The organism is Flavobacterium ginsenosidimutans (assembly GCF_037478105.1).
In the GTDB taxonomy this organism is placed as follows: Bacteria; Bacteroidota; Bacteroidia; order Flavobacteriales; family Flavobacteriaceae; genus Flavobacterium; species Flavobacterium ginsenosidimutans.
This window is the reverse complement of sequence record NZ_CP147988.1, coordinates 2,862,962-2,885,512: the sequence shown is the minus strand read 5'-3', so window position 1 is coordinate 2,885,512 and position 22,551 is coordinate 2,862,962. Positions and strand designations below refer to the sequence as shown.

At 33.1% G+C, this 22,551-nt stretch carries 10 protein-coding genes; all 10 read left to right on the top strand.

Annotated features, from left to right (window positions below; translation table 11 throughout):
• The first annotated feature begins 27 nt into the window (after window positions 1-27).
• Window positions 28-1,359, top strand: a complete 1,332-nt coding sequence (locus V6624_RS12700; RefSeq protein WP_338838741.1) for a hypothetical protein — start codon at window positions 28-30, stop codon at window positions 1,357-1,359.
• A gap of 4 nt (window positions 1,360-1,363) precedes the next feature.
• Window positions 1,364-1,627 (top strand): hypothetical protein, encoded by a 264-nt coding sequence (locus tag V6624_RS12695; protein WP_162614883.1) that lies wholly within the window; start codon window positions 1,364-1,366, stop codon window positions 1,625-1,627.
• Window positions 1,624-3,063: a hypothetical protein gene (locus V6624_RS12690; protein WP_338838740.1), complete on the top strand. Its 1,440-nt coding sequence runs from the start codon at window positions 1,624-1,626 to the stop codon at window positions 3,061-3,063. Before V6624_RS12695 ends, V6624_RS12690 begins: the two co-directional genes overlap by 4 nt.
• A gap of 4 nt (window positions 3,064-3,067) precedes the next feature.
• A complete protein-coding gene (locus V6624_RS12685) occupies window positions 3,068-4,234 on the top strand; it encodes a hypothetical protein (protein WP_338838738.1) in 1,167 nt (388 codons plus the stop codon).
• 1 nt (window position 4,235) lies between these two features.
• Entirely contained in the window at window positions 4,236-5,486 is a 1,251-nt protein-coding gene (locus tag V6624_RS12680) for a hypothetical protein (protein WP_338838737.1), read from the top strand.
• Between the two features lie 142 nt (window positions 5,487-5,628).
• Entirely contained in the window at window positions 5,629-12,036 is a 6,408-nt protein-coding gene (locus V6624_RS12675; protein ID WP_338838736.1) for a T9SS type A sorting domain-containing protein, read from the top strand.
• Window positions 12,037-12,129: 93 nt separating this feature from the next.
• Window positions 12,130-14,577, top strand: a complete 2,448-nt coding sequence (locus V6624_RS12670; protein ID WP_338838735.1) for a hypothetical protein — start codon at window positions 12,130-12,132, stop codon at window positions 14,575-14,577.
• A 42-nt stretch (window positions 14,578-14,619) separates the two neighbouring features.
• Complete coding sequence (locus V6624_RS12665; protein WP_111282967.1) at window positions 14,620-21,117, top strand: fibronectin type III domain-containing protein; 6,498 nt, start codon at window positions 14,620-14,622, stop codon at window positions 21,115-21,117.
• Window positions 21,118-21,120: 3 nt separating this feature from the next.
• A complete protein-coding gene (locus tag V6624_RS12660) occupies window positions 21,121-21,816 on the top strand; it encodes a hypothetical protein (RefSeq protein WP_162614888.1) in 696 nt (231 codons plus the stop codon).
• On the top strand, window positions 21,817-22,551 hold the full coding sequence (locus V6624_RS12655) for a nucleic acid/nucleotide deaminase domain-containing protein (protein WP_111282971.1): 735 nt from the start codon (window positions 21,817-21,819) through the stop codon (window positions 22,549-22,551).

Here is a 22,551-nt window from a genome sequence, read left to right as displayed (position 1 = left end):
TTTTTAAACCCCAAGTTTAATACCAGCATGAGGAAACTCTACTTACTATTTTTTCTGTTTACTAATGCATTTTGCTATTGTCAAACTTATGATTTTGATGTAGTAGATGGTGTATTATGTAATACTTGCTGGGAAGGTGCACAGGGACCTACTTATAATACTTTTGAAGCAACACAGTTTTCTTGGTCTGTGAAACAAAATAGCACAATTACGGTAGCTTCAGGCAGTAAAAATGGTTATGTTCCAAATGCCAAAAATACAACAAGCTATACAAACAAAGTCTTTTCAATAGGAAGTACATTTTTAATCTCAATCAATTCTACAGGAAGTGTCCATTATGAAAGCGGTAATAGCGGATCTTGCAATACAAACACTTCTGTGACTAGCACACTTGATAATTTAATAGTAAATGGCTTTGCTGGATTTAGTGATTCTCCTTGCGGAATTACAGCGCGCATTTCGAAGTTCAAGCCAAGTAATTTTGTTATTACCAATTTAAATCTTGAAAATCCAAATAACGTATGTGCTGGCGAAATGCTAAATTTATCTGTAAATGGTGCTGGACTTTATCCTGACGTAGCATTTCATTGGCAGTATTCTGTCGATAATACAACTTGGATTGACTTGCCAATTGCTAAAAATAATAGAGCTATTACTGAATTTTCTATACAAGAAATTTTAGGTAATTCGCATATTAATTATTTTAAAAAACCTCTTTATTTTAGGCTTGGTTACATCGGAAGACCTTTTTCTGAAACATTTACTATTACTTATTCACCTTGTGCTCCAGTAGCAGAAAGAATTTTTTATCAAGGCCCTAAGTGCAATGGAGATAATATTCAGGCAATTGATGTCTTTTTTGATCGCAATCTTACACAAAATGAAGATATCAGTGTTATGTATGTCATAAATAGCGTTACATCAGCTATATCTCTTCAAAATACAGCTGTAATAAAATCTCTTGTATTTGATTCGGTAGCTCAAAAATATAAATACTCTTTTTCAAATTTAGGAACATTAGAAAATGGCCAAACCTACAATATCAAATACCAAACAAGATTAAATGAACAGAATACTGGAGCTTTAGAAAGCACCAATACTCCATTCAAATATATAGATCCTGAAAAATTAAGTTTTAATACTAAAGGCGAACTTCCTTCTTGTGCAGGAGGGAATGATGGTTTTATTGAAATCACAATTACTAGCGGTACTTCGCCTTTTCATTTTTATAAGAATCAAGAAGAAGTTACTCCAGAATTGAGCGGTGGAAAATATTACATAAGAAATTTAAGCCAAGGGGATTACAATATAGTAGTTACTGATACCAGTAACTGCATAGATAAAAACGCTTATGACTAAAAAGATGAAAACAAAATTACTCGTTGTATTATTTCTCTTTTTGGGGCTAATAACTGAAATATCACCTTTGATTTTTCAACTTATTAGAACTGATTCACAATGTTGTGATCAAAATGGTTCTGTAAGAATTGAAGCTTCAGAAAGAACAGCGTCTTATTACCATAAAATAGATTCAAGAAGTGAAGTTGAACTCACTTCTGCAACACAATATATAAAGGTTATAATCAAAAATAATTGCATTGATTTAGGTGCGAACGATAGTATATGAAGAAACTTTACTTTATTTTTCTTATTATAGTGACGAGTCCAATATTCTCTCAGACGGGCCTTAATTATTCTGTTGATGTGGAATACTATAGAGGATCTTTTGGCTGTAACAATACCAACGTCCCTGCGCAAACAAGAAAAACTTGTGATGCTAATACTACTATGTGGGCTTTAAAAAATGGAGCAACAACTCTGATAAGCGAAAATATTACTAGTACCGCATCTACAATTAAAACTTATAGCATTCCCGTTTCTACAACTTATAATTTCTCTGCGCAGGTATTTTGCAGCTGTAGCGGAGGTGTGCCATCTATACCTTACTATGTCTGCAGTGAAATTGCAAATCAAGTAATTACAAATACTGGTTATACATACAACGGAACGACTAATGCATCATTGGGAGTTATACAATCATTGACTGGTGGCGGAAATGCCGGTGGTTTTTCTATAAACCCAAGTACCCAGGTCTGTATAGGAACTGTTATGTTAAAAAATTTCAGACCAAACGGAATCGTCATAAGCAAACCTGGTTACAATTTATATCCCAATGGAACATTTACACCTCCTGAATATATTTCAGGGGAAATGATAGATTTAATTGCAACAGCTGGAAGTGGTCCTATACCATTTCCTTCTGAGGTATATCATTGGCAATATTCCATAGACAATAAAGCAACATGGATTGATGTCCCTGTCGTAGCTGGAAAAGTCACTATTAATACTCCAACCCCATCATTTACTATAGAAGATATTTTAGGAGCTGATCATGTAAATCATTTTGGTCCAATTGATTTCCGACTTGGCTATGGTGTTCGAGCATTTACAGATTCTTATCGTATTATATACACTGCAGGCGCACCAGTATTAAAAAAAGTTGCCTACCAGGGGCCAAAGTGTGCTGGTGATAATATTCAGTCTCTAATTGTTTATTTTGATCGTGACTTATATCTAAATGAAGATATTGCACCGCTTTATGTTCAAAAAACAACTTTGTCTACACCTACTCCACTTCAAGCACAGCCAGTTGTTGAAAAACTCACATATGATGATGCCACAGGTTTTTATAAATATTCTTTTGTAGATCTCGGAAATCTTGAAAATAATGCGGAATATAAAATTAATTATCAAGCAAGAATGAGCACTGTACCAAGAGGTACATTAACCTCATCTAGTCAAACATTTACTTATAAAGAACCTCAAATTTTAAGTTTTCAAATAACAGATCAGCAAAAACCATCATGTGTAGACGGAAATGATGGATTTATAGAAGTTACGATTACAAGCGGAACTTCTCCCTTTCATTTTTACAAAAATAGTACCGAGGTTACTCCTGAGGTTAGTAATGGCAAATATTACATTCGAAATCTAACTGAAGGCAATTACGATATAATAGTTACTGATCTCAGTGGCTGCATAGATAAAAACGCTAATGATTAAGAAAATGAGAACAAAATTACTTTCTGTATTATTTCTCTTTTTTGGATTAATACAATTTTCAAATGCACAGGCAACCAAATATGGTATGCTCGTAAGAACAACATTAGACCCTTTTCAAGGCTGGAATGGAAGTCACGCAGGGAATTTAAGTATAACAATAGGTTCTAAATCTGTAACTGAAGGCAGTAATACCACAGATGATGTCGTTGTTGCATATACTTTCTTTTACATAACTGATAATCCAACAAAAATTGTATGTAGCAGTCGTACAGCAGGAAACAAGGATGGTAGCGATTGTACTTTAAGTAAAACTATTGCATACGATCCAAATACCTTTGATTCTGATTTTTTCGGAGGATGTATTGGAGATGCTGATATGATGGGAATCTATCTCCCACAACCTGTAAATACCAATTATTGCAAAAATGACATGATAACATTAACCAGAGGATGGAACTGGCAATATCGTTATGATAGTGGAGCTTGGACTGATTTTCCGAGCACTTATCAAGCTAAAAGATCAATCTCTTTTAATATGGCAACTTTAGGAGGCTCTGATGGAAAAAACAAACTCCAAATCAGAACAGGTTATGGTACAAGTTTCACTGACGAGATTATTTATGACATTATTCCGTGTCCTCCTGGATTAGTTGGGCTTCCAGACACAAAAGCTACGACTTGCATTAATAAGAATGATGGCCAGTTAGTTTTAACTTATGACAGAGATTTAGTAGCCAATGAAAAATTTCTTTTTACTTTTTTCAAACAGCCAGGGAATATAACTGTTGGATTTTCTGATTATTCAATTGATGCTGTAAATCGAAAATTAAGTTTTACAGATGTCCCCGCGGGTGATTATTCTTTTAAATATCAAACTTTTATTGGAGCTCAGGAAACTAGTACAAATCCATCTCCTGATCCAACGTTTAAAATTCCTCTCCCAGAAGCCTTAACATTTCAAGTAACTGATTTACAACCACTATGCAATAATGAACAAGGAAAAATAATAATAACCGCATCTGGAGGCACAGGAACATATTTTTACAAAATAGATTCAGGTTCGGAAGTTCAATTTACTTCTTCTACAGGAGAAATAAATGTATCTGCTGGTGAACATTCAATTAAAGTAAGAGATACAAATTCTTGTATCGATTTAAGTGCTAATCAATAATATGAAGAAACTCTACTATACTTTTTTCATTATTTTATTTTCTGTCGGAAGTCTTTCCGCACAGACTACCTATATTATCAATAGTAATACTAGTTCGTATAGTTACACAACATCTTTTTTTCCGAGTGGTGATTATTATTATCAATACTGGATTAAAAAAGCTGATGGAAATTTACTTGTTGCAATAAAAAATGTTGGAGACTATTTGATTTTTAATGAAAAACCTACTCAATTCTATTTTTATGCATATAGACCAGAAACTTATCATTGTAGCGGTCCTTGCGGAGAAGATTGGGATTCATCATTTACTGCTACTGATTTCAATGCTAACTGTTTTAATGGAGTTGGTGGTTCTGGAGGTCGAGCAGGTGCCGAAATCGTTCCAGAATTTAGCATAATTAGTAATCAAGTATTGGTAAATCCAAATCCACAAAACGGACAAGAAACAAATTTCTGCGATAAAGTAAATCTGCAAGCAGTTGGATGCACCGGAACACAACGCTTCTTTTGGGAGTATCGAATCGAAGGAGGAAGTTTTCAGTCAACTAATATAAGCACTGCTTTTAATGAAACATTTCAATTCAATAGATCGAACTATTTGTCTACAACATATATTGGAAATATTGATTTTCGTGTTCTAATAGATTCAGATACTTCAGTAACAGGAGAAGAAGTTTACTCTAATATTATTTCTTACAGCGTAATTCCTTGTCCGCCATTTTTAAATAAAAATCCTGAACCAGAAACGACTAGTTGTGTGTACAATAATGATGGAAAAGTGGTTTTAACATTTGATAGAGCATTAATTACAAATGAACGATTTGAGTTTAATTTTTATACCGCAGATAATGCGCTTATACCAACTCCTGCTCTTTCTGTAGATAGTACAAATAAAGTATATACTTTTTCTGGTTTAGCTCTAGGACAATATTATATAAAGTATCAATCTTTTATAGGTTCGCAACAGACCAGCGTAAATAAAGAGCCATATCCAGCCTTTACAATTGGTCCTCCAAGTGAGTTTACATTTGAAATTATTGAAACTCAACCTGCATGTCATAACGAACCAGGCAAAATACAATTAAAAGCTTCAGGAGGGGAAAGTCCTTATTATTATACGGTTGATAATGGTACTGAAGTCGAGTTTACTGCTATTTCAAATGTATTTACCCTTACAGAAGGAAATCATTATATAAAAGTGAGAGATAAAAAAAACTGTTTAAGCGTGACCGCCAATGATGTGCAAATATAAAGCTTCAGGTAAGGCATTGCCTTAAGCTCAAATTCAAAAATTGAATAAATCAAAGATAGATTTGGTGGTAATCGATTCGAGATTACTTATTAAAGTTAGAAATACAAATAACTGCATGATACAGATGCAAAAGACTATAAATATGAAGAAAATTATACTATTTTTTCTATTACTTACTAATTTCATTGCGCACTCTCAAGCTCCAACTGGTGTTAAAAGAGTAACGATAGGTAATCCCGCTGTGATTGTTATTACTGCAACCGAAAAAGCTGCCTCAGGAAAAGGTCTGGCAAATGGTTCTATAACTTTATTTCCAATAACTGGCGGAATAACTAATGGCGTAGGACCTTACACTTATTCTTGGACAAAAATTGGAGATGGTACTTTTTCATCTACAGCAAAAGATATCACTGGATTAAAAGCTGGAGATTACGAAGTAACTGTAACTGAAAATGAAAAATGTACCCAAAAAGCAACATTTAAAGTTGGCGAGCCTCTAAAAGAGCTAACAGTATCTTATAATGAAACTGTAATCAACAACTGTTTTGGAGGAACCAGTACCCTTAAGGCAACTGCTGATGGAGGAACTTTAACAACTAACGGATCATATACTTATTCTTGGACGATAACTTATGAAGATAATTCAACAGAAACTAAATCTACCAGCAGTGTAACTGGTAAGGCTGGTGTCTATGCATTAACAGTATTTGATAATGCTACACCACCAAATTATGCTTACGAAACTATAACTGTAAAACATAATCCTGAAATTAAAGTTACACCAACTACTGTAGGTGCTAAATGTTTTAACGAAGCTTCTGGAAAAATAACATTTAACATTACTGGCGGAACAGAATTAACGACTGGCGGTTATACAGTTGTTGTTAGTACTGACTATAGCCAAAACAATGTAGTAGCAGACCCAACACAATTAAAAAAAGGGCTATATTACTTTACGGTTACTGATAAATTAGGCTGTAAATATTCTCCAAATCCAATTCCTTTTGAGATAGAAGGACCTACATCACCAGTATCAATTGGATCAAATATACAACAAACCCAACCTTCAAGTTCGTCAGCACTTGACGGAAAGATTAAAATATCTGCAACTGGAGGAACTCCTGGTTATACCTACACTTGGTATAAAGGCACAACATTAATAAATCCAGATTCAGACCAAAATGGCGAAGCAACTGGTCTTGACAATGGAACTTATTCTGTTATTGTAACAGATGCTAATGGCTGTACTGCTACTAAAGAAAATTTGGAACTTAAGGCATTAGATGTCGCAATTGAAGACCATACTGATGTTAAGTGTTTTGGGGAATCAACAGGTAGTATAACAGCTAAAGCTGTAGGAGGTTTAGGTTCTGGATATACATACAAATGGTATAAAATTGAAGGTCAAAACTTAATCCCTCAATTACCTGAACAAGCACAAATCAACAATATCCCGTTTGGTACCTACAGGGTCGTAGTAAATGAAGGTCAAACTCCTTCAGTTTCTGCGGAGTATACGCTTATACAACCAAACCAACCTTTACAAGCAAGTGTAAGTACTACTAAAACAATCTGCTATGGAGAAGCAAATGGAACTGCAACACTTACTGTCTCTGGCGGAACAGTGGGAACTGGTTATACTTACTTGTGGAGTAACGGAAGTACGGCTAAAAATCAGAATTCTTTAGTTAAAGGAACATATTGGGTAACTGTAACAGATGCAAACAACTGTTCAGTAACAATAAACAATATTTTAATTGATCAGCCAAATCTTATAATTATCCCTACTCCAACCATTAAAAAAGTCTTAATTAATGGACAAAGCACCGGAGAAATTTCTCTTGCTGATGCAACTGAAGGCACTGGCACACTTGAGTATAGCTGGGTTTCTACTAATGTTACTCCTGCATTCAGCTCAAATAGCAAAAACATTAGCGGACTTAAAGCTGGAGATTATACTTTAACAGTAAAAGATGGGAATTCTTGCACTGTAAGTGCAACTTTTACAGTTGAAGAGAATCCGAAATTAGTTGTTTCCTTGGCAGAAACGTCAAGCATTAAATGTTTTGGCAATACAACTGGAGAAATAACAGCTACAGTAACTGGAGGATCTTCAATCTATACATACGAATGGTCTAAATTAAATGGCAGTACTTACGATCCAATTTCGAGCGCTCCGAGCATAATTTCGAATCAAGGTTTTGGAAAATATAAATTGACTATAACAGATAATGTCGGTGCAGTTGAAAGTGCAGAAATTGATCTTGGACAGCCAGATCAACTTACCGTTTCATTAGCTTCTAATGTTGTAAATGTTTTATGCTATGGAAATCAAACGGGAGCAATATCAATTAATATTTCTGGAGGAATCACGCCATATACATATCAATGGATAAATAGTGAAGATGCAACTTTTTATAAAACTTCAAAAGATCTATCAGGAATTTTCGCAGGAACTTATAGTGTTTTAATTACAGACGATAATAATTGTACTATTGAGCTAAAAGACATTATAGTAAGCCAGCCAACGGCTCCATTGGCAATTAATGATCTTCAAGTTAAAAATTTAACTGGTTTTGAAACCAAAAATGGTATTCTAGAAGTAAATGTTACTGGCGGAACTCAAGCATACACTTATGAATGGAGAGTAAAAGGAACATCTCCTATTATCGGAAGCACTAATAAAATTGATCAGCTTACAATTGGAACTTATGTTCTTACCGTTACAGATCAAAACAATTGTACCATTGAGAAAGAATATACATTAACACAACCGCCTAGACTTGATATTACAGGTATCGACATGACGCCAAATACAGAAATAAAATGTTATGGCGACACTACTGCAGAATTGACTGCAACAATTACCGGAGGTGTACCAGCATATATCTATAAGTGGTATAATGCTTTAGATTCAGATATAACATTATCAAATACAAATCAAGTTTCTAATTTAGGAGCTGGAAAATATATTGTTGAGGTAACAGACCAAGAAAATAATATTTTATATGGAATAAACGAATATACGATTACACAGCCAGATCCATTAGCAATTACTTTTACTAAAACAGAAGTTTCTTGTAAAAATGGAAATGATGGAACAATAAACTTGACTATTACTGGAGGTTCTTCGGACTATAATATTGTTTGGAATTACGATTCAGCAAATAACAATGGGAAAACCAATATTACAGATTTACCATACGGTACATACACCGTAACAGTATCTGATAATAATGCTGTAAATTGTTCGATAACAGAAACAATTAATATTACGGAACCAGCAAATGAATTAGCTATTAGCGAAAATATTCTACCAGCTTCAGGATATGGTTTAAGCAACGGAAAAATTACAGTTCAAATTTCTGGAGGAACTCCAACATACACTTACAAATGGTTTAAGGATGATACCGAAATTGCTGATCAAACTACCGAAGTTTTAGACAATCAGCCAGCGGGATCTTACAAACTTGTTGTAACCGATAGCAAAAACTGTACTTTAGAACAAACTTTTACAATTACAGAACCTTTAGAACTTAAAGTAAATGTTTCTATCGCAAAAGTAATTGATTGTTTTGACGGTACAGGTATTTTGAAAGCTGCAGCAGTTACAGGAACTGGTGTGCCAGATGCACAAGGATTTTATACTTATAAATGGTACAACGAAAGCGGTACTTTAATCAATACTATTTTAAATACTGAAGGAACTACAGGAAATATTACAAAAGGTAAATATTATGTAATTGTAATTGATTCAAACAACAATCAAACAACTTCTGACCTATTCGAAATTACACAGCCAACTCAAATTATTGTTACAACAACAAACAAACAAGATGTAACATGTTATGACGGAAATGATGGAATTGTTGAAATTGATGTTATTGGAGGAACTCCTGATATTGTCGCTGGAGCACCAGTTTACACTTATTTATGGAGTAACGGAAGCACAGATAAAAACCAATATTCTTTAAGAAAAGGTACTTACTCGGTTAGTGCTTATGACGGAAATCTATGTGTTGGAACTTTAAGCAACATTGTAATAGATCAGCCTCAGGATTTCGGATTTGATTTGGACAAAATTGTACCAACTATTCCAACCGCAGGCAATAATGACGGTTCATTACATATTGAAATTGTTGGTGGAGTCGCACCTTACAGATATGTATGTCAAGACAGCAACGGAAACATAATTAAAGACGTAACAAATTCAAACTTAAAACAAGTCGATTTTACAAATCTAGCTTCAAGCATTTTTACAATTTCTGCAACAGATGCAACTGGATGTACAAAATCTACAGAATTTGATTTCAATAATAATGTATTAGAAATTAACATTGCTCAATCGGCAGAAATTACATGTAACAATGGTAAAAATGCTTCTATAACTGCTGTTGTAAAAGGTGGTTTTGGTATTAGAACTATTACTTGGTATAAGAATAATGTAAAAATTCCAAACGAATCAAATGCATTACTAAGCAACCTAGAAATAGGAACTTACTATGCCATTGTAAAAGATTTTAATAAAGTAGAAGTCACTAGCAACTCAATCGTAATTACCCAACCTGATCCAATTGTTGTTACCAATACACAAAAAGATGCAAGCTGTTTAGGTTATAATGATGGAGCAATTTATCTTACAGCTGCAGGCGGAAGCAATAATTTCCAATACCGTTACAAATCGCAAGATTCAGGATACGGCAATTGGATTGCATTTAATAATTTATCTGCTACCATTTCAAATCTAAAAGCAAATGTTTACGACATACAAGTGCAAGACAGTAAAGGATGTAATTATACTTCAATAGTAAATGTTCAGATCTCAGAACCAAAACAACTTGTAATAACTCAAAAAACAATTACTCCAACAACAGGTTTTGGACTTTCTAATGGAAGCATCAATATTACTGTTCAAGGCGGAACTCCTACATACAATTACAAATGGTTTACAAGTGCAAATGCTGCCGTAAACGGAACAACAGCAACAGCTTCAAATCTTTCGGCAGGTAAATATTATGCAATTGTGACAGATGCAAAAGGCTGTTCTGTGACTTCTGAACTTTACGAAGTAAAACAGCCAGATTTATTAGTGGCAACTATTACCAAAATAAATTCTGTTTTATGTAACGGAGATAAAAATGCAAGCCTTAGAGCAAATGTAACAGGAGGTATCTCAGGTTATACATACAAATGGTATTCTGTTCCAGAAACTGGAGTTTTAGGAACTAACATAACTTTAGGAAATCTAGGAATCGGAACTTATTATGTTGAGGTAACTGACAGCAAAAACAACATTTCAAAAAGTGATTTGTTTACGATTGACCAACCTCAACAACTAGACAATACACTTTCTTCAGATTACACACTTTGTGGTGATGGAAAAGACTGGACAATTACACCAGCTGTTACAGGCGGAACAAAACCATACAATTATTTATGGAATACTGGAGCTAAGACTGAAATTTTAAAGAATGTTTCTCCTGGTACATACACTGTGACGGTAACAGATTTTAATGGATGTACGATCTCAAAATCTATTACTGTAAAAGCGCCATTGCATTTGGATGCTACTGGAGTAATCAAAATTCCAACTTGTTATGGAGGATCTGATGCTACAATTACCATGACAACTTTTGGCGGACAAGCACCTTATCAATATTTATGGAATACAGGCGAAAAATCTAGTGTTTTAAGCAATGCTTCAGCTGGAGATTATACGCTGAAAATTACAGACAATAAAGGCTGTGTGATGAATTATGATTTTACAATCGAAAATCCTCCAAAAGATGTGATTTATCTTGGCGAAGACGTTACGCTATGTTACGATCAAAGCTTGACAATCAATGCAACGATTGATGATGATAAAGCAACTTACTTATGGACTTCTGATAAAGGATTCAAAAGCACAAATGCAATGATCACCGTTTCTCAAGCTGCAAATTATACTGTTGTTGTAACCAACAAATTAGGATGTCAGGCAACAGATACAATTAATATTTCGAGTCAAGATTCGGCTATCAGTTCTGAGTTTGCAATGTCTTCTCAAGTATTCGTCAATGAGAAATTTATCATTGTAGATATCAGTAATCCAAAAGCAGATAGAATCGAATGGAAATTACCTCCAGAAGCAATTGTAACAACAAATAATGGAGATTATGCCGAAATGAGTTTTACAAAAGCGGGGGAATATGATATTACATTAAATACTGAAAAAGGAAGATGTACGTCTTATCAAACCAAAACCATTTTGGTAACCGAGGGCGAATATGTTGATCCGGATGAAACAGATTTACAGAAAAAATTTGATATAAAGGTTTATCCGAATCCTTCTAATGGAATATTTACTGTCGATGCAACATTAGACAAAGTAATGCCGGCAAGTGTAAAAGTTTATAACCTAAATAATAATGTGGTTATTGATTCTAAAAGCGGAAATGGACAAGATACGTATTCGTTCAATTTTAGTTTAAACGGACTTCCATCGGGGATCTATTTTGTATTGTTTGAATCTCAGCAGGGAACAAAACTGAGAAAACTGATTATACAATAAACCATGATCATTTGATCGAAAAGTCAATTTTAATAAAAATAGTTCGAAATATAAGGCCAGCCCTTCCCTATTTCATGCCCTGAATATATTATAATGAATTTAAAAAGAATATCATTTTTTAGCATACTATTGTTTACATCCTTGGGATTTGCACAAAATTTCAATGTTGAAGAACTAGGAAAAGCCAAATTAATAAATGTCTCTGGTGGCGCTTCTGCCAGCGGAGTATTCTATTCTGGAAATGCTGCCAGAGAACCTTTTACCTATTTCTTAAACGGAAATATCAATGTGAATGTCGCAGGATTATATAATATACCTTTTTCATTTTCGTACACCAATCAAAGTTTTGGTTACAATAGACCAGTTCTAATGAATCGTTTAAGCATCCATCCATCTTATAAATGGATAACTGGACATATTGGAGATGTTAGCATGACTTTTTCTCCATACACCTTAAGCGGACATCAATTTACTGGTTTGGGTGTTGATTTAACTCCGCAAGGCAAATTTAAAATCAGCGCCATGTACGGACGTTTGGTTAAAAGTAGCGAATATGATGCAATCAATAGCGAATTGGTTCCAACGTATAAAAGATTTGGTTACGGTTTTAAAACACAGTACGCCTTAGAAAAAGTAAATCTTGGACTTACCTTTTTTAGAGCAAAAGATGAGATTAACTCACTTTCTATTCCAGTTCCTTACGAATTGGGAGTTGTTCCAAAAGAAAATGCTGCAATCAGTTTTGAAACCTCTTTTAAACTATTCAAAAAATTACAGGTTTTAACTGAATTTGCAAACAGTGCAATAACAGAAGATACAAGAGATGAAGGAAATACAAAGGCAAAAAATGTTGCTTCATTATTTGTAAATTCTAACTCGACTACGACAAGCTATAAAGCAATGAAAGGGCAATTGGTTTATCCAGCCGGAAAAGGAACATTAGGTTTAGGTTACGAACGTATCGATCCGAATTACAGAACATTGGGAGGTTATTATTTCAATAATGACTTAGAAAATGTTACTGTTAATGCTTCTCAAACTTTATACAAAGACAAATTGAGCTTAAACTTGAATTTAGGTTTGCAAAAAGACAATCTGGACAAACAGAAACAAAGCCAGATGAAAAGATTGGTTTCATCTATTAGTGCCGATTTCAGAGCAAATCAGAAATTAAATTTCAATGTAAATTATTCTAATTTTCAATCATTTACCAATAGCAGAAATCAGTTTGATTACATCAATCAGACTTCTCAATATGAATATTTAGACACTTTAAATTACAGACAGGTCAATCAAAATGCAGCGCTTACAGTTAATTATCTTTTGAAAAATGATAAAAGACAGAAACAAGCTTTCAATGCAACTTTTAGTATGCAAGATGCCGTAAATCAGCAAGAAGGAAAAACAATTGCTGGCGGTGCGAGCACTTATTATAACACAGGACTTTCATACATTATTGGATATCCACAGAAAGATCTAAATCTGACGGCTTCATTCAACAGTACAATAGGAAAACTAGATACTAGTGATAATTTAATTTTAGGACCAACGGTTGGCGCTACTAAATTATTTTATGACAAAAAACTAAATACTTCCTTTTCTACCAGTTATAACACCAGTTTCAATAATGGTGATAAAGTCAACGACATTATTAATATCCGTTTAAACGGTTCATACATTTATTTGCAAAAGCATAATTTCAGTTTAAACTGTATTACGCTTTTCAGCAGTTCGCAAACCGTTCGCAATAATGATTTGACAGCAACTTTATCCTATGCTTATTCATTTGACAAAATCAAACTTCGCCCAAAACGTGTAGAAGAAAAAACAGAAGTTACAGCAAAAGAAACCCCAGAAAGCACTCTGAAAATCTCTTCGAAAGATGTGACATTAGAAGGAACAAAAGCTGAAATTATTGCCAATCTTGAACAGCTTCAAAACAACCTAAAACCAGTGCCAGAAGAAGAAACTGAAAAGTTAAATAAACTTTTAAATGGTGCAAGAATGGAATTGGATGACAAAAAATTCAAAGAAAAAACACTCGATTATCTTGATCAATATAATTCAGATAAAGAAATTATTTCGAAATACAACTCTGTCCTTTTTGATATCGCACAGAAACTAAACAGTGAAATATCTGCCAAAGATGAAAATATCGAAAAAGTTTATGTAGCCGCAATTAGCCGTGTCAATACAGACAAAATGCACGGAGTTACAAGCGAAGAAGCAAAAGACAAAGCCGCTTACAACAAGTATTTGAAATTGGTTGAAAGAAGCAAACAAAGCGAAAAACAGCTAATTAACCATAGATGGATGATGAGAGAATTTGCAATGCTTGCCAAACTGCCCAAAAATGAACTTCAGAATAATGAATCAATGGCGGCTTTCAGCAAACAAGAAGTCAATACATTTTTTGATTTAAATCAAGATAAAAAACCTGCTGAAGAAATCAGTGCACAATTAGAAGAGAAGATGATTCCATTTTACCATCAATTGGCGATAGAAAAAGCAGCAAATGATCCTATCGAATTAAAACATTAAGAGAAAAAGATTTTAAAGTATAATAGTTATAAAAACACCCAAATGCTAAAAAAACTACAATATCAACTATTTCTAACCCTTGGGTTTTGGCTTTCTGCAATGGTTTCTGGTATAGCACAAACTTATCCAGTAACAATAAGCACGCAAATTTCGCAACCATCGCCAATCTATTTAAGCAATTATGCCGATGCGACTACCATAAATAGTCCAATCAAAGTGCAGATTTCTTTAAACGATTTAACGATTTCTAATCGCCAGATTCGATTAAAATGTTATTTCCAAGGACAATCTATTTCATTAACAACAAACGATTTTGTGGTTGGAGCACGTGATCTTTATCTAGAAGGCGGTGTGCCCCTTCAGTTAACCAATGTAGATTTAGCACCATACTTTGAATATCAAAATCTCCTTGGAATCAATCCAAACCAATACGCTCAGGCACTTCCTGAAGGTATTTATAATTTTTCTGTTGAGGTTTATGATTTTGCGACCAACAAAAAGCTTTCTAAGAAAACCAGTGTAACGACAATTATTTTCCAAAATGATCCGCCGTTTCTAAATCTTCCTCTGAATAATGCTTCTATAATGCAGCAGAATATTCAGAACATTATTTTCAGTTGGACGCCACGACAAATCAATGTCAGCAACGTTGAATATGAATTTTCTTTGGTAGAAATCTGGGATAAATATACTCCAGTTCAAAATGCATTTTTATACTCACCTCCTCTTTTTACAACTACAACACGTTCGACTACGTTACAATATGGCGTTTCAGAACCGCAATTACTTCCTGGTAAAAAATATGCTTGGAGAATAAAAGCAAAAGCCCTTCAAGGAGCCGAAGAAATTGGTGTTTTTAAGAATAATGGATATAGTGAAATCTTCTCATTCGATTACGAAACCTATTGTACAGCACCACTTGCCATAAACGTTGACGGAATAAGCGAAAATCAAGCTAAAGTTTCTTGGTCAGGAAGTATCGATAACTTCGATTATCAGGTAAACTACCGTGAAAAAAATGCAGATTCGGAATGGTATAAAGTGGTAACTCCAAGAGAAAACCTTACTATTACCAATCTTAAACCTAATACTACTTACGAATATACTGTAGGTGCATCTTGTGAAGTTGGCAAATACACTCATAGTACAGTTAAAGAATTTAATACTCTAGTAAGAGATGAAATTGCTTTTCAAGGCTGTGGCTTAAAACCAGATCCAGCAGATTTAGCAAACACTACTCCGCTGAAAGAACTTTTGCCTAATGATGTTATCGCAGCGGGAGATTTCCCTATTGTGGTTTTACATGCAACTGGAAGCAACGGAACTTTTTCTGGTGATGGTTATGTAACGCTTCCTTTTATCGAAAAATTTAGACAGCTTATTGATGCAGCTGACACACTTATTGCACAAAGCGCAGAAGATAAAGAAGAAAACGAAAAAAGTGCTAAAGTAAATATAAGTGAAAACACTCGTATCAGGATTACATTCAACAGTATTGGTTTAAATACTGATTTTAAACTGATTTCTGGAGAGATTATAGCAGCCTATGATCCGAATTGGAGCAGTATGGCTGATCTTGATGGCGTGTTTAAAGATGTATTTGGAAGCGATGGAAAACCAGTTGAAGGCAAGCTTGATTATGTAATAGAATCAGTAACATTAAATCCTGACGGAAGTACTACAATAAAAGGAACTAATGGCGCTGTCACTGTTCTTCCAAAATCTTCTTACGATCAAGTTTATACTGATAAAGACGGAAAAACTGTTACGATACCAGCTGAAGCTAAAGGTGAACCTACTGTTTCAAATCCAGCTGAAGGCGGAAAAGCAACCGCTGCAAATACCAATGGTATATCTAGCAGTGGTGAAGTTGTTCAAATATCTTCTTCAGATGTTAAAATTACTTTTTCAAATGGAACTAATGCCAAATACGCTTTTGATCCACAGCCAAAAGATGGGCCTAAAAAGCTTTTAGAATCTTATGAAACCATCCCTACTAAAACGGGAGGCACATATAAGGTAAGTTATAAAGCAATATCTGACTTAAGTGATGATTTTGATTTCATTATTGCAGAGGCTGAATTTAAAAATGGTAAAACATTAGATGATGTTGTTTTTAAAACTAATGCTGGTGAAGAAGTCGCTACACAAAAAATCAGTGATACGAAAGTAGAAATAAAGATTAGTAAGAAATTTAATTTTGCTAAACATAGTATCATTGCTACAGTAAAAGGAGCACAAGAAAAAGATCCAAATGATCCTAGTAAAACTATTGCTGGTAAATCTGATATTGCTGGTAAAATAAACCTTTGGGATCTAACTCAAAAACCTTCAATTAATATAACTATTTTAAGTGTCAACGGAGCAAATGCACCAAGTACTGCAGATGCGGAAAAATTCCTTAATGACGTTTATAATAAAGCAGGAATTAAGTTCAATGTAACTTCACAAAATGTCAATATAACGACTCTACCTAACATAGTTCCTTGTGGAGACAGCGGAATTATGAATGTGTATACTGATGGACAAATTAATATAATAAATCAGATTGAAGCGAGTAATCTTAAATATGATGATGAAACATATTACATCATTTACACTGGTAGACCAGGGCAAGATGGATATAAAGGTTTTATGCCACTTGGAGGTCAATATGCTTTTGTATTTGACAATAATTTAAAAACTGCTGCTCACGAGCTTGGGCATGGTGTTTTTGGTCTTAAACATCCTTTCTCTACTGATACTGAATCAGGAAAAACGGATCTCTTAATGGATTATGGGAATGGTACTGTATTATCACATAACGATTGGGATATTATTCATAGCGGTGGATGGAAATTCTATGGTTTCCAGAAAAGTTCTTCTGGGGCTGATCGTCAAGCTAATGAACTTGATTTACTTGGAAATATTTTTAAAGTAACTGAAAATGAAGCTGCTAGTGGAAATATATTAGTAGCTCAGCTTTCTGAAAAAGTTCCTTTTCTAATTACAGGTTTTAATTTACACCAAACTGAAACTAAAAAATTACTTGCAACTTTTATTGGAAAAGTGTCAGGAAAAGAAGTAGTATATGAGCTATCTTATAGAGATAATGATTATAACCGCGTTACAAATATCGGGGATAAAATGCCATATCCTATTTCTTTAGAGAGTAACGGCGATGCAGTCATTAAAATTTTGAATGACCAATGTTCTTACAGTAGAAAAACAATTTATGGCTGGAAAAAACCTGAAAACGCAACTACTGAAAATGTAATTGAACAAATCAAAAAGTATCTTCAAAAGGATAATAATTTTATTACCGTAGCATTATATTCTGCCGATCCTTCATGTACTGTAGTTAATTCGTTAGTAGATTTAATTAACAATGACAAAAATAAATGTCAGCCCAATATTGTTGAAGCGGACGAGAAAAAACTTACTACGCTATTTGCAAAATCAAGTTTTACAAATACAGAACTAGTCGATTTAATTGTAAACCAGCAAGTTTGTATTTCTGCCTTAAGAAAAGTAAGCTGGGAAAATATAAAGAAGGCATTTAAACAATTAAGCTTATCTCCTGAAATTAAAAATGATCAAGAAATTGCCCTTTTAAGGGTAATGGTTGCTATAAACTCAAAAAATGTACCTGATTTCTACAATTTATTGTCTGCTAATAATCATGAGATTCTTATCAATTTAAACAAAGAATTACATGATCATTCTATTAATCCATATGATAATGAGAACTATACATCTTTCTATCAAGGATTAATGGCTATGTTTTCTATCAATAACCTTGATCTTGATAGATTAATTCCTAAAGATGATTCAGCTGCATACAATTTCATTAAAAATCTTGTCCCTGAATCTGTTACTGGTTTTGATGAAAGCTATTATTATGAATATGTAACAAACCAGTCCGTAAGTGATAAATTTAAAATGATTCCTGTTTTCTGGAAAAGCATATCTAATGAAACAAGAAAAAATCTGATTGATTTAGCAATCAACAATAATTCAATGTTTGATAAATCTGAGGAAATTCTTCTAAATCTCTTCATTCATGTAAATGATCGTTATGGAATAACTGAAGAATTACAAAAAAATAATTATAGCTTATTATGGAGCGTTTATAAAATATTGGATGGAAAAGAGAGAAAATTTTTCGTTCAAGACATTTTCTACAAAACATTAGTTTACAATAAAATTCCAAATGGTTATGCAAATAACTTAGCATTAGAAGTTAGTAACAAATACAATACGATTCCTCCTTTAACAGAAGTTCGAAAAGAGCCATACTTCATGTTCTATGATCAAGGACTTTTTAACGTGGTTTCAAATAATGGTGCTGTACTAGAATATCATTTGCTTTCTACTAAATTATTGAGTAACCCAAGTCGAATTCTATTTAATTGTAGTTATCAAGTAATAAATTCAAAAGACCCAAAAAATCCAATACAACATCTTTTTGATCTCGCCCCATATGATTATGTTGTCTTAGAGATTCCCAAAGATTTTACAGTAGATGGTAGACAATTCAAAAAAGGGCTTTTAGCCGTTCCTGCAATTTATGCTTACTGGATGATTAATGCTGTAGAAGACCATAATGATGCAATCTTATTTAGATTAGTAGCTGATGGGGTTGCTATAGCTTTAGCTCCATTTACAAGTGGTGGATCATTATTAACACTAGAATTAACAATGGTTTCCGCAGACATACTTATAACAGCAACTAATTATAATAATCCAGGTGCTATAAGTCCAAAATATAATGCCATCTGGGATGCTGTATATGCAATCTATAATTTACCAAAAGCCGTTTCTGGATTAACAAATTTAACACGAGGAGTTTTTCAATTTGCGGTTAGAGAAGGAAAATATATTGAAACTGTAAGAGTAATGCGAAGCAGCATTAAAAATTTGGTTGCAGATTTTCAAAATTTAAATGAAACGGAAAGACTAGCACATTTAAACGCACTTGATAACTTAGTAGAAACAATGTCTACTGCAATGAACGGAGGAACTCTTAACCCCGATGAAGTGAGAGTCGTTAAAAAAATGTATGATCTAGTTACTGAAGCTAGACTAAAATGTCAAAACATTGATCAAAGTCTTTCTTCAATTATAGATATAACAGTTGATAATGGAACTATTTTATTAAACAATGGAAAAGTAGCAAGTCCGGCAGTTGCAGAAGTTACGATTTCAAAAAATATAGTCAATTTAAAAAATATAAAATGGCAACCAACTAATGTTCAAAATGTAGAAATTGTAAGCACATTTGATAAACTATCATATATAGATAAAGCAGGGCAAACGACAACAGGGGCACTGAGCATTGTAGAAGACTTAAATAATAGAGGATACTTTTATGCTACCCCAAAATTATTAGGACCTGCAACATTATCATCTAGACTAGAATCATCTCAATTTGCATTATTAAAAAGTGAAGTAAATGCATTAGATTCAACTCTAAAAACTAAGTTCTTTGAAGATTTTGCACTTGCAAATGATGCTATTTTAAAAGAATTAGATGATATAGTTCATTACAATGACGACTACATTGCATTCAAAGAACTATGGAAAAACTCAAAAACGACTGATGTAAAAAATTATGCCGGAGATATAGATAAATTCAAATCTTGGTGGTATCCAAATAAAGCAAAAGTTAATAATGAATTTTTTATTAATCAAAAAGCATTTGAAAAAGCTTTAAATAAAGATTACATTGAGAAATTAAACCTAGAAAAAATTCCAAGTACAGTTAGGGGTCAATATTGGAATAATTATAAGCAAAGCCAATGGGAAAAACTCGAAGCCTTAGCAAAAGAATATAATATAAATTTTGACTCTAAAAATAATGCTTTATGGCCACCCGCAAATGGCGGATATGGAGCACTAATTAAAAGGGTACCAAACAAAAATGAAGTATTTGACAGATATAGTGGTTCTTTTGAAGACCTTCCTGACGGGACACCAAATTTAGGAGGAGCTTACACAAGTCCTATGTTCAATGGAAAACCTTATGACTTTGATAGTAGAGCATTAAATATGGAAAGAAACGAATATGATTTTTATTATCAAATTATAATTAAAGATCCATCAAAATTTGAAATAGAAACTAACAGAGCAATTCCTTGGTTTGGAAAAGTTGGAAAAGGTGAACAATCACGATTCATAATAAAAGACATTGATCCTATAACTGGTTATCCAAAAACATGGTCTCAATTAGCACTAGAAGGATCTGTTGAAGTAATTGTTATGGAATCGCCAAGTGGTAAATATGCAACATGGGTTGGAAAAGGAAGAACAATATCTAAAACTATAGCTAGTGGCGCAGATACTTTAAGTGAATTTAAAGCATTAGGATTTACAGATGATGTAGCAGCTAAAATTGTTGCCAAGAATAAATCATTAAATTTGCCTGAAACAGAAGTGAAAACATTGATGCAAGATTTAAAAAGTAACTCTACTTTAATGAAAGCTGTTAGTAAAAATCCTGATAATGGCATTGATGCTTGGAAGATATTTAGTGATAATAAGAAACCTTTTTGCGATTAGGAAATGATGCAACTAACAAAAATTGAAAAGTTATATAAATTTGAAAATGTAAACAAAAAAATAAAATTTGTTTATGCTGGATGGGAAGAACCTAACAGAGGTCAAGAACTTGTATACTATACTTTATTAATTAACGGGGTAGATAAAACGCAAGAATTGTTTTCAGAAAAAAAGATCCAGTGTTTTATCGATGAAAAGATTGAAACAGAACATCCTATTAAAAATTTTGCATTTATTCCTTGCAGAGATTTATTTTTATTAGATATGGAAAATTTTAGCAAAGTAAGTTTGAAGGTTTATTTTAGAGAAGATGGTAAGACAGTACAAGACAGTTTAGTTGGCAGTTTTTTTTATGAAAAAAATCATCTATTGATTAATAAAAGAAGCCTAATTATAACAGACCTTTCAACTTTACAAAATATCAAAGTAAAGTTTGAAAAAGACATTGCGATCGAATGGGCATTTTTTATTAATACAACACAAATACAAATTGTTCAATCATTTTCTAATACCTGTTTTGTATACGATTTGATAGAACAGAAAATTATCGATAAAAAAAAGATTATTAACGAATTGCTTTATCCTGATATATTTCGATGGATCTACAGAGGGCAAGAATATAATTCAAATCAATTACAAATGGAGCTACTCCAAAAAAAAGAAAGCCAATTTATAAGTACTTATTTTAAAATAGAATAAATGAAAAATATATTAAAAAGATTCCTTTTTTGTTTAATACTATTAGTTCAATTTATTTCATATGCTCAAGGTGAAGACAATATATGTCCTGTATTAGCTCTAGCAAATGATCTATCAACAGCTAATGCAGAATTCAAAACTTCAATTAAAGATCCAGAAATTTTTAATGCTTGGAATCTATTAAGCAAAGAATCTCCTGCCTTAAGAACTAACATTGAAGAGTTAAAATTAGTTTCTAAAAATTTAACTGAAATTAATAAAGCTGGCGGATATTTAAAGTGGAAAAATACATTCCGAAATGTAATAAAGTTACCCTTAGACACTGGTGATTTAGGAAAAATGGCAATGAGTTACAGAAAGTCCAATAATTTTTGGCACGATGGAAATATTGCTGTTTTTGAATATTTAGATCTAAATGGAAATACAAAAACACTTGTTCAAACAACTATTCCTAATAATGGAAGGCACGCAGAAAGATTAGCCCTTGAAACATTAGAAGCACAAAATATTCCACCAAAAAATATTAAGAGAATATATTCTGAATTAGAAGTATGTGAACTAGAAAGTGGAGGCGTCGGCCAAGGCTGTACAAAAATGCTTTTGGACAAAATAGGACGTGATTTAGAAATAATTTATAGCTATCCTTATCCAGGAAAAGGCTCCGATCTCGACGCAAAAGCAATAAGACAAGCATCTTTAAATCAAAGAGCCATTGATTTTAATAATTTTAAATAA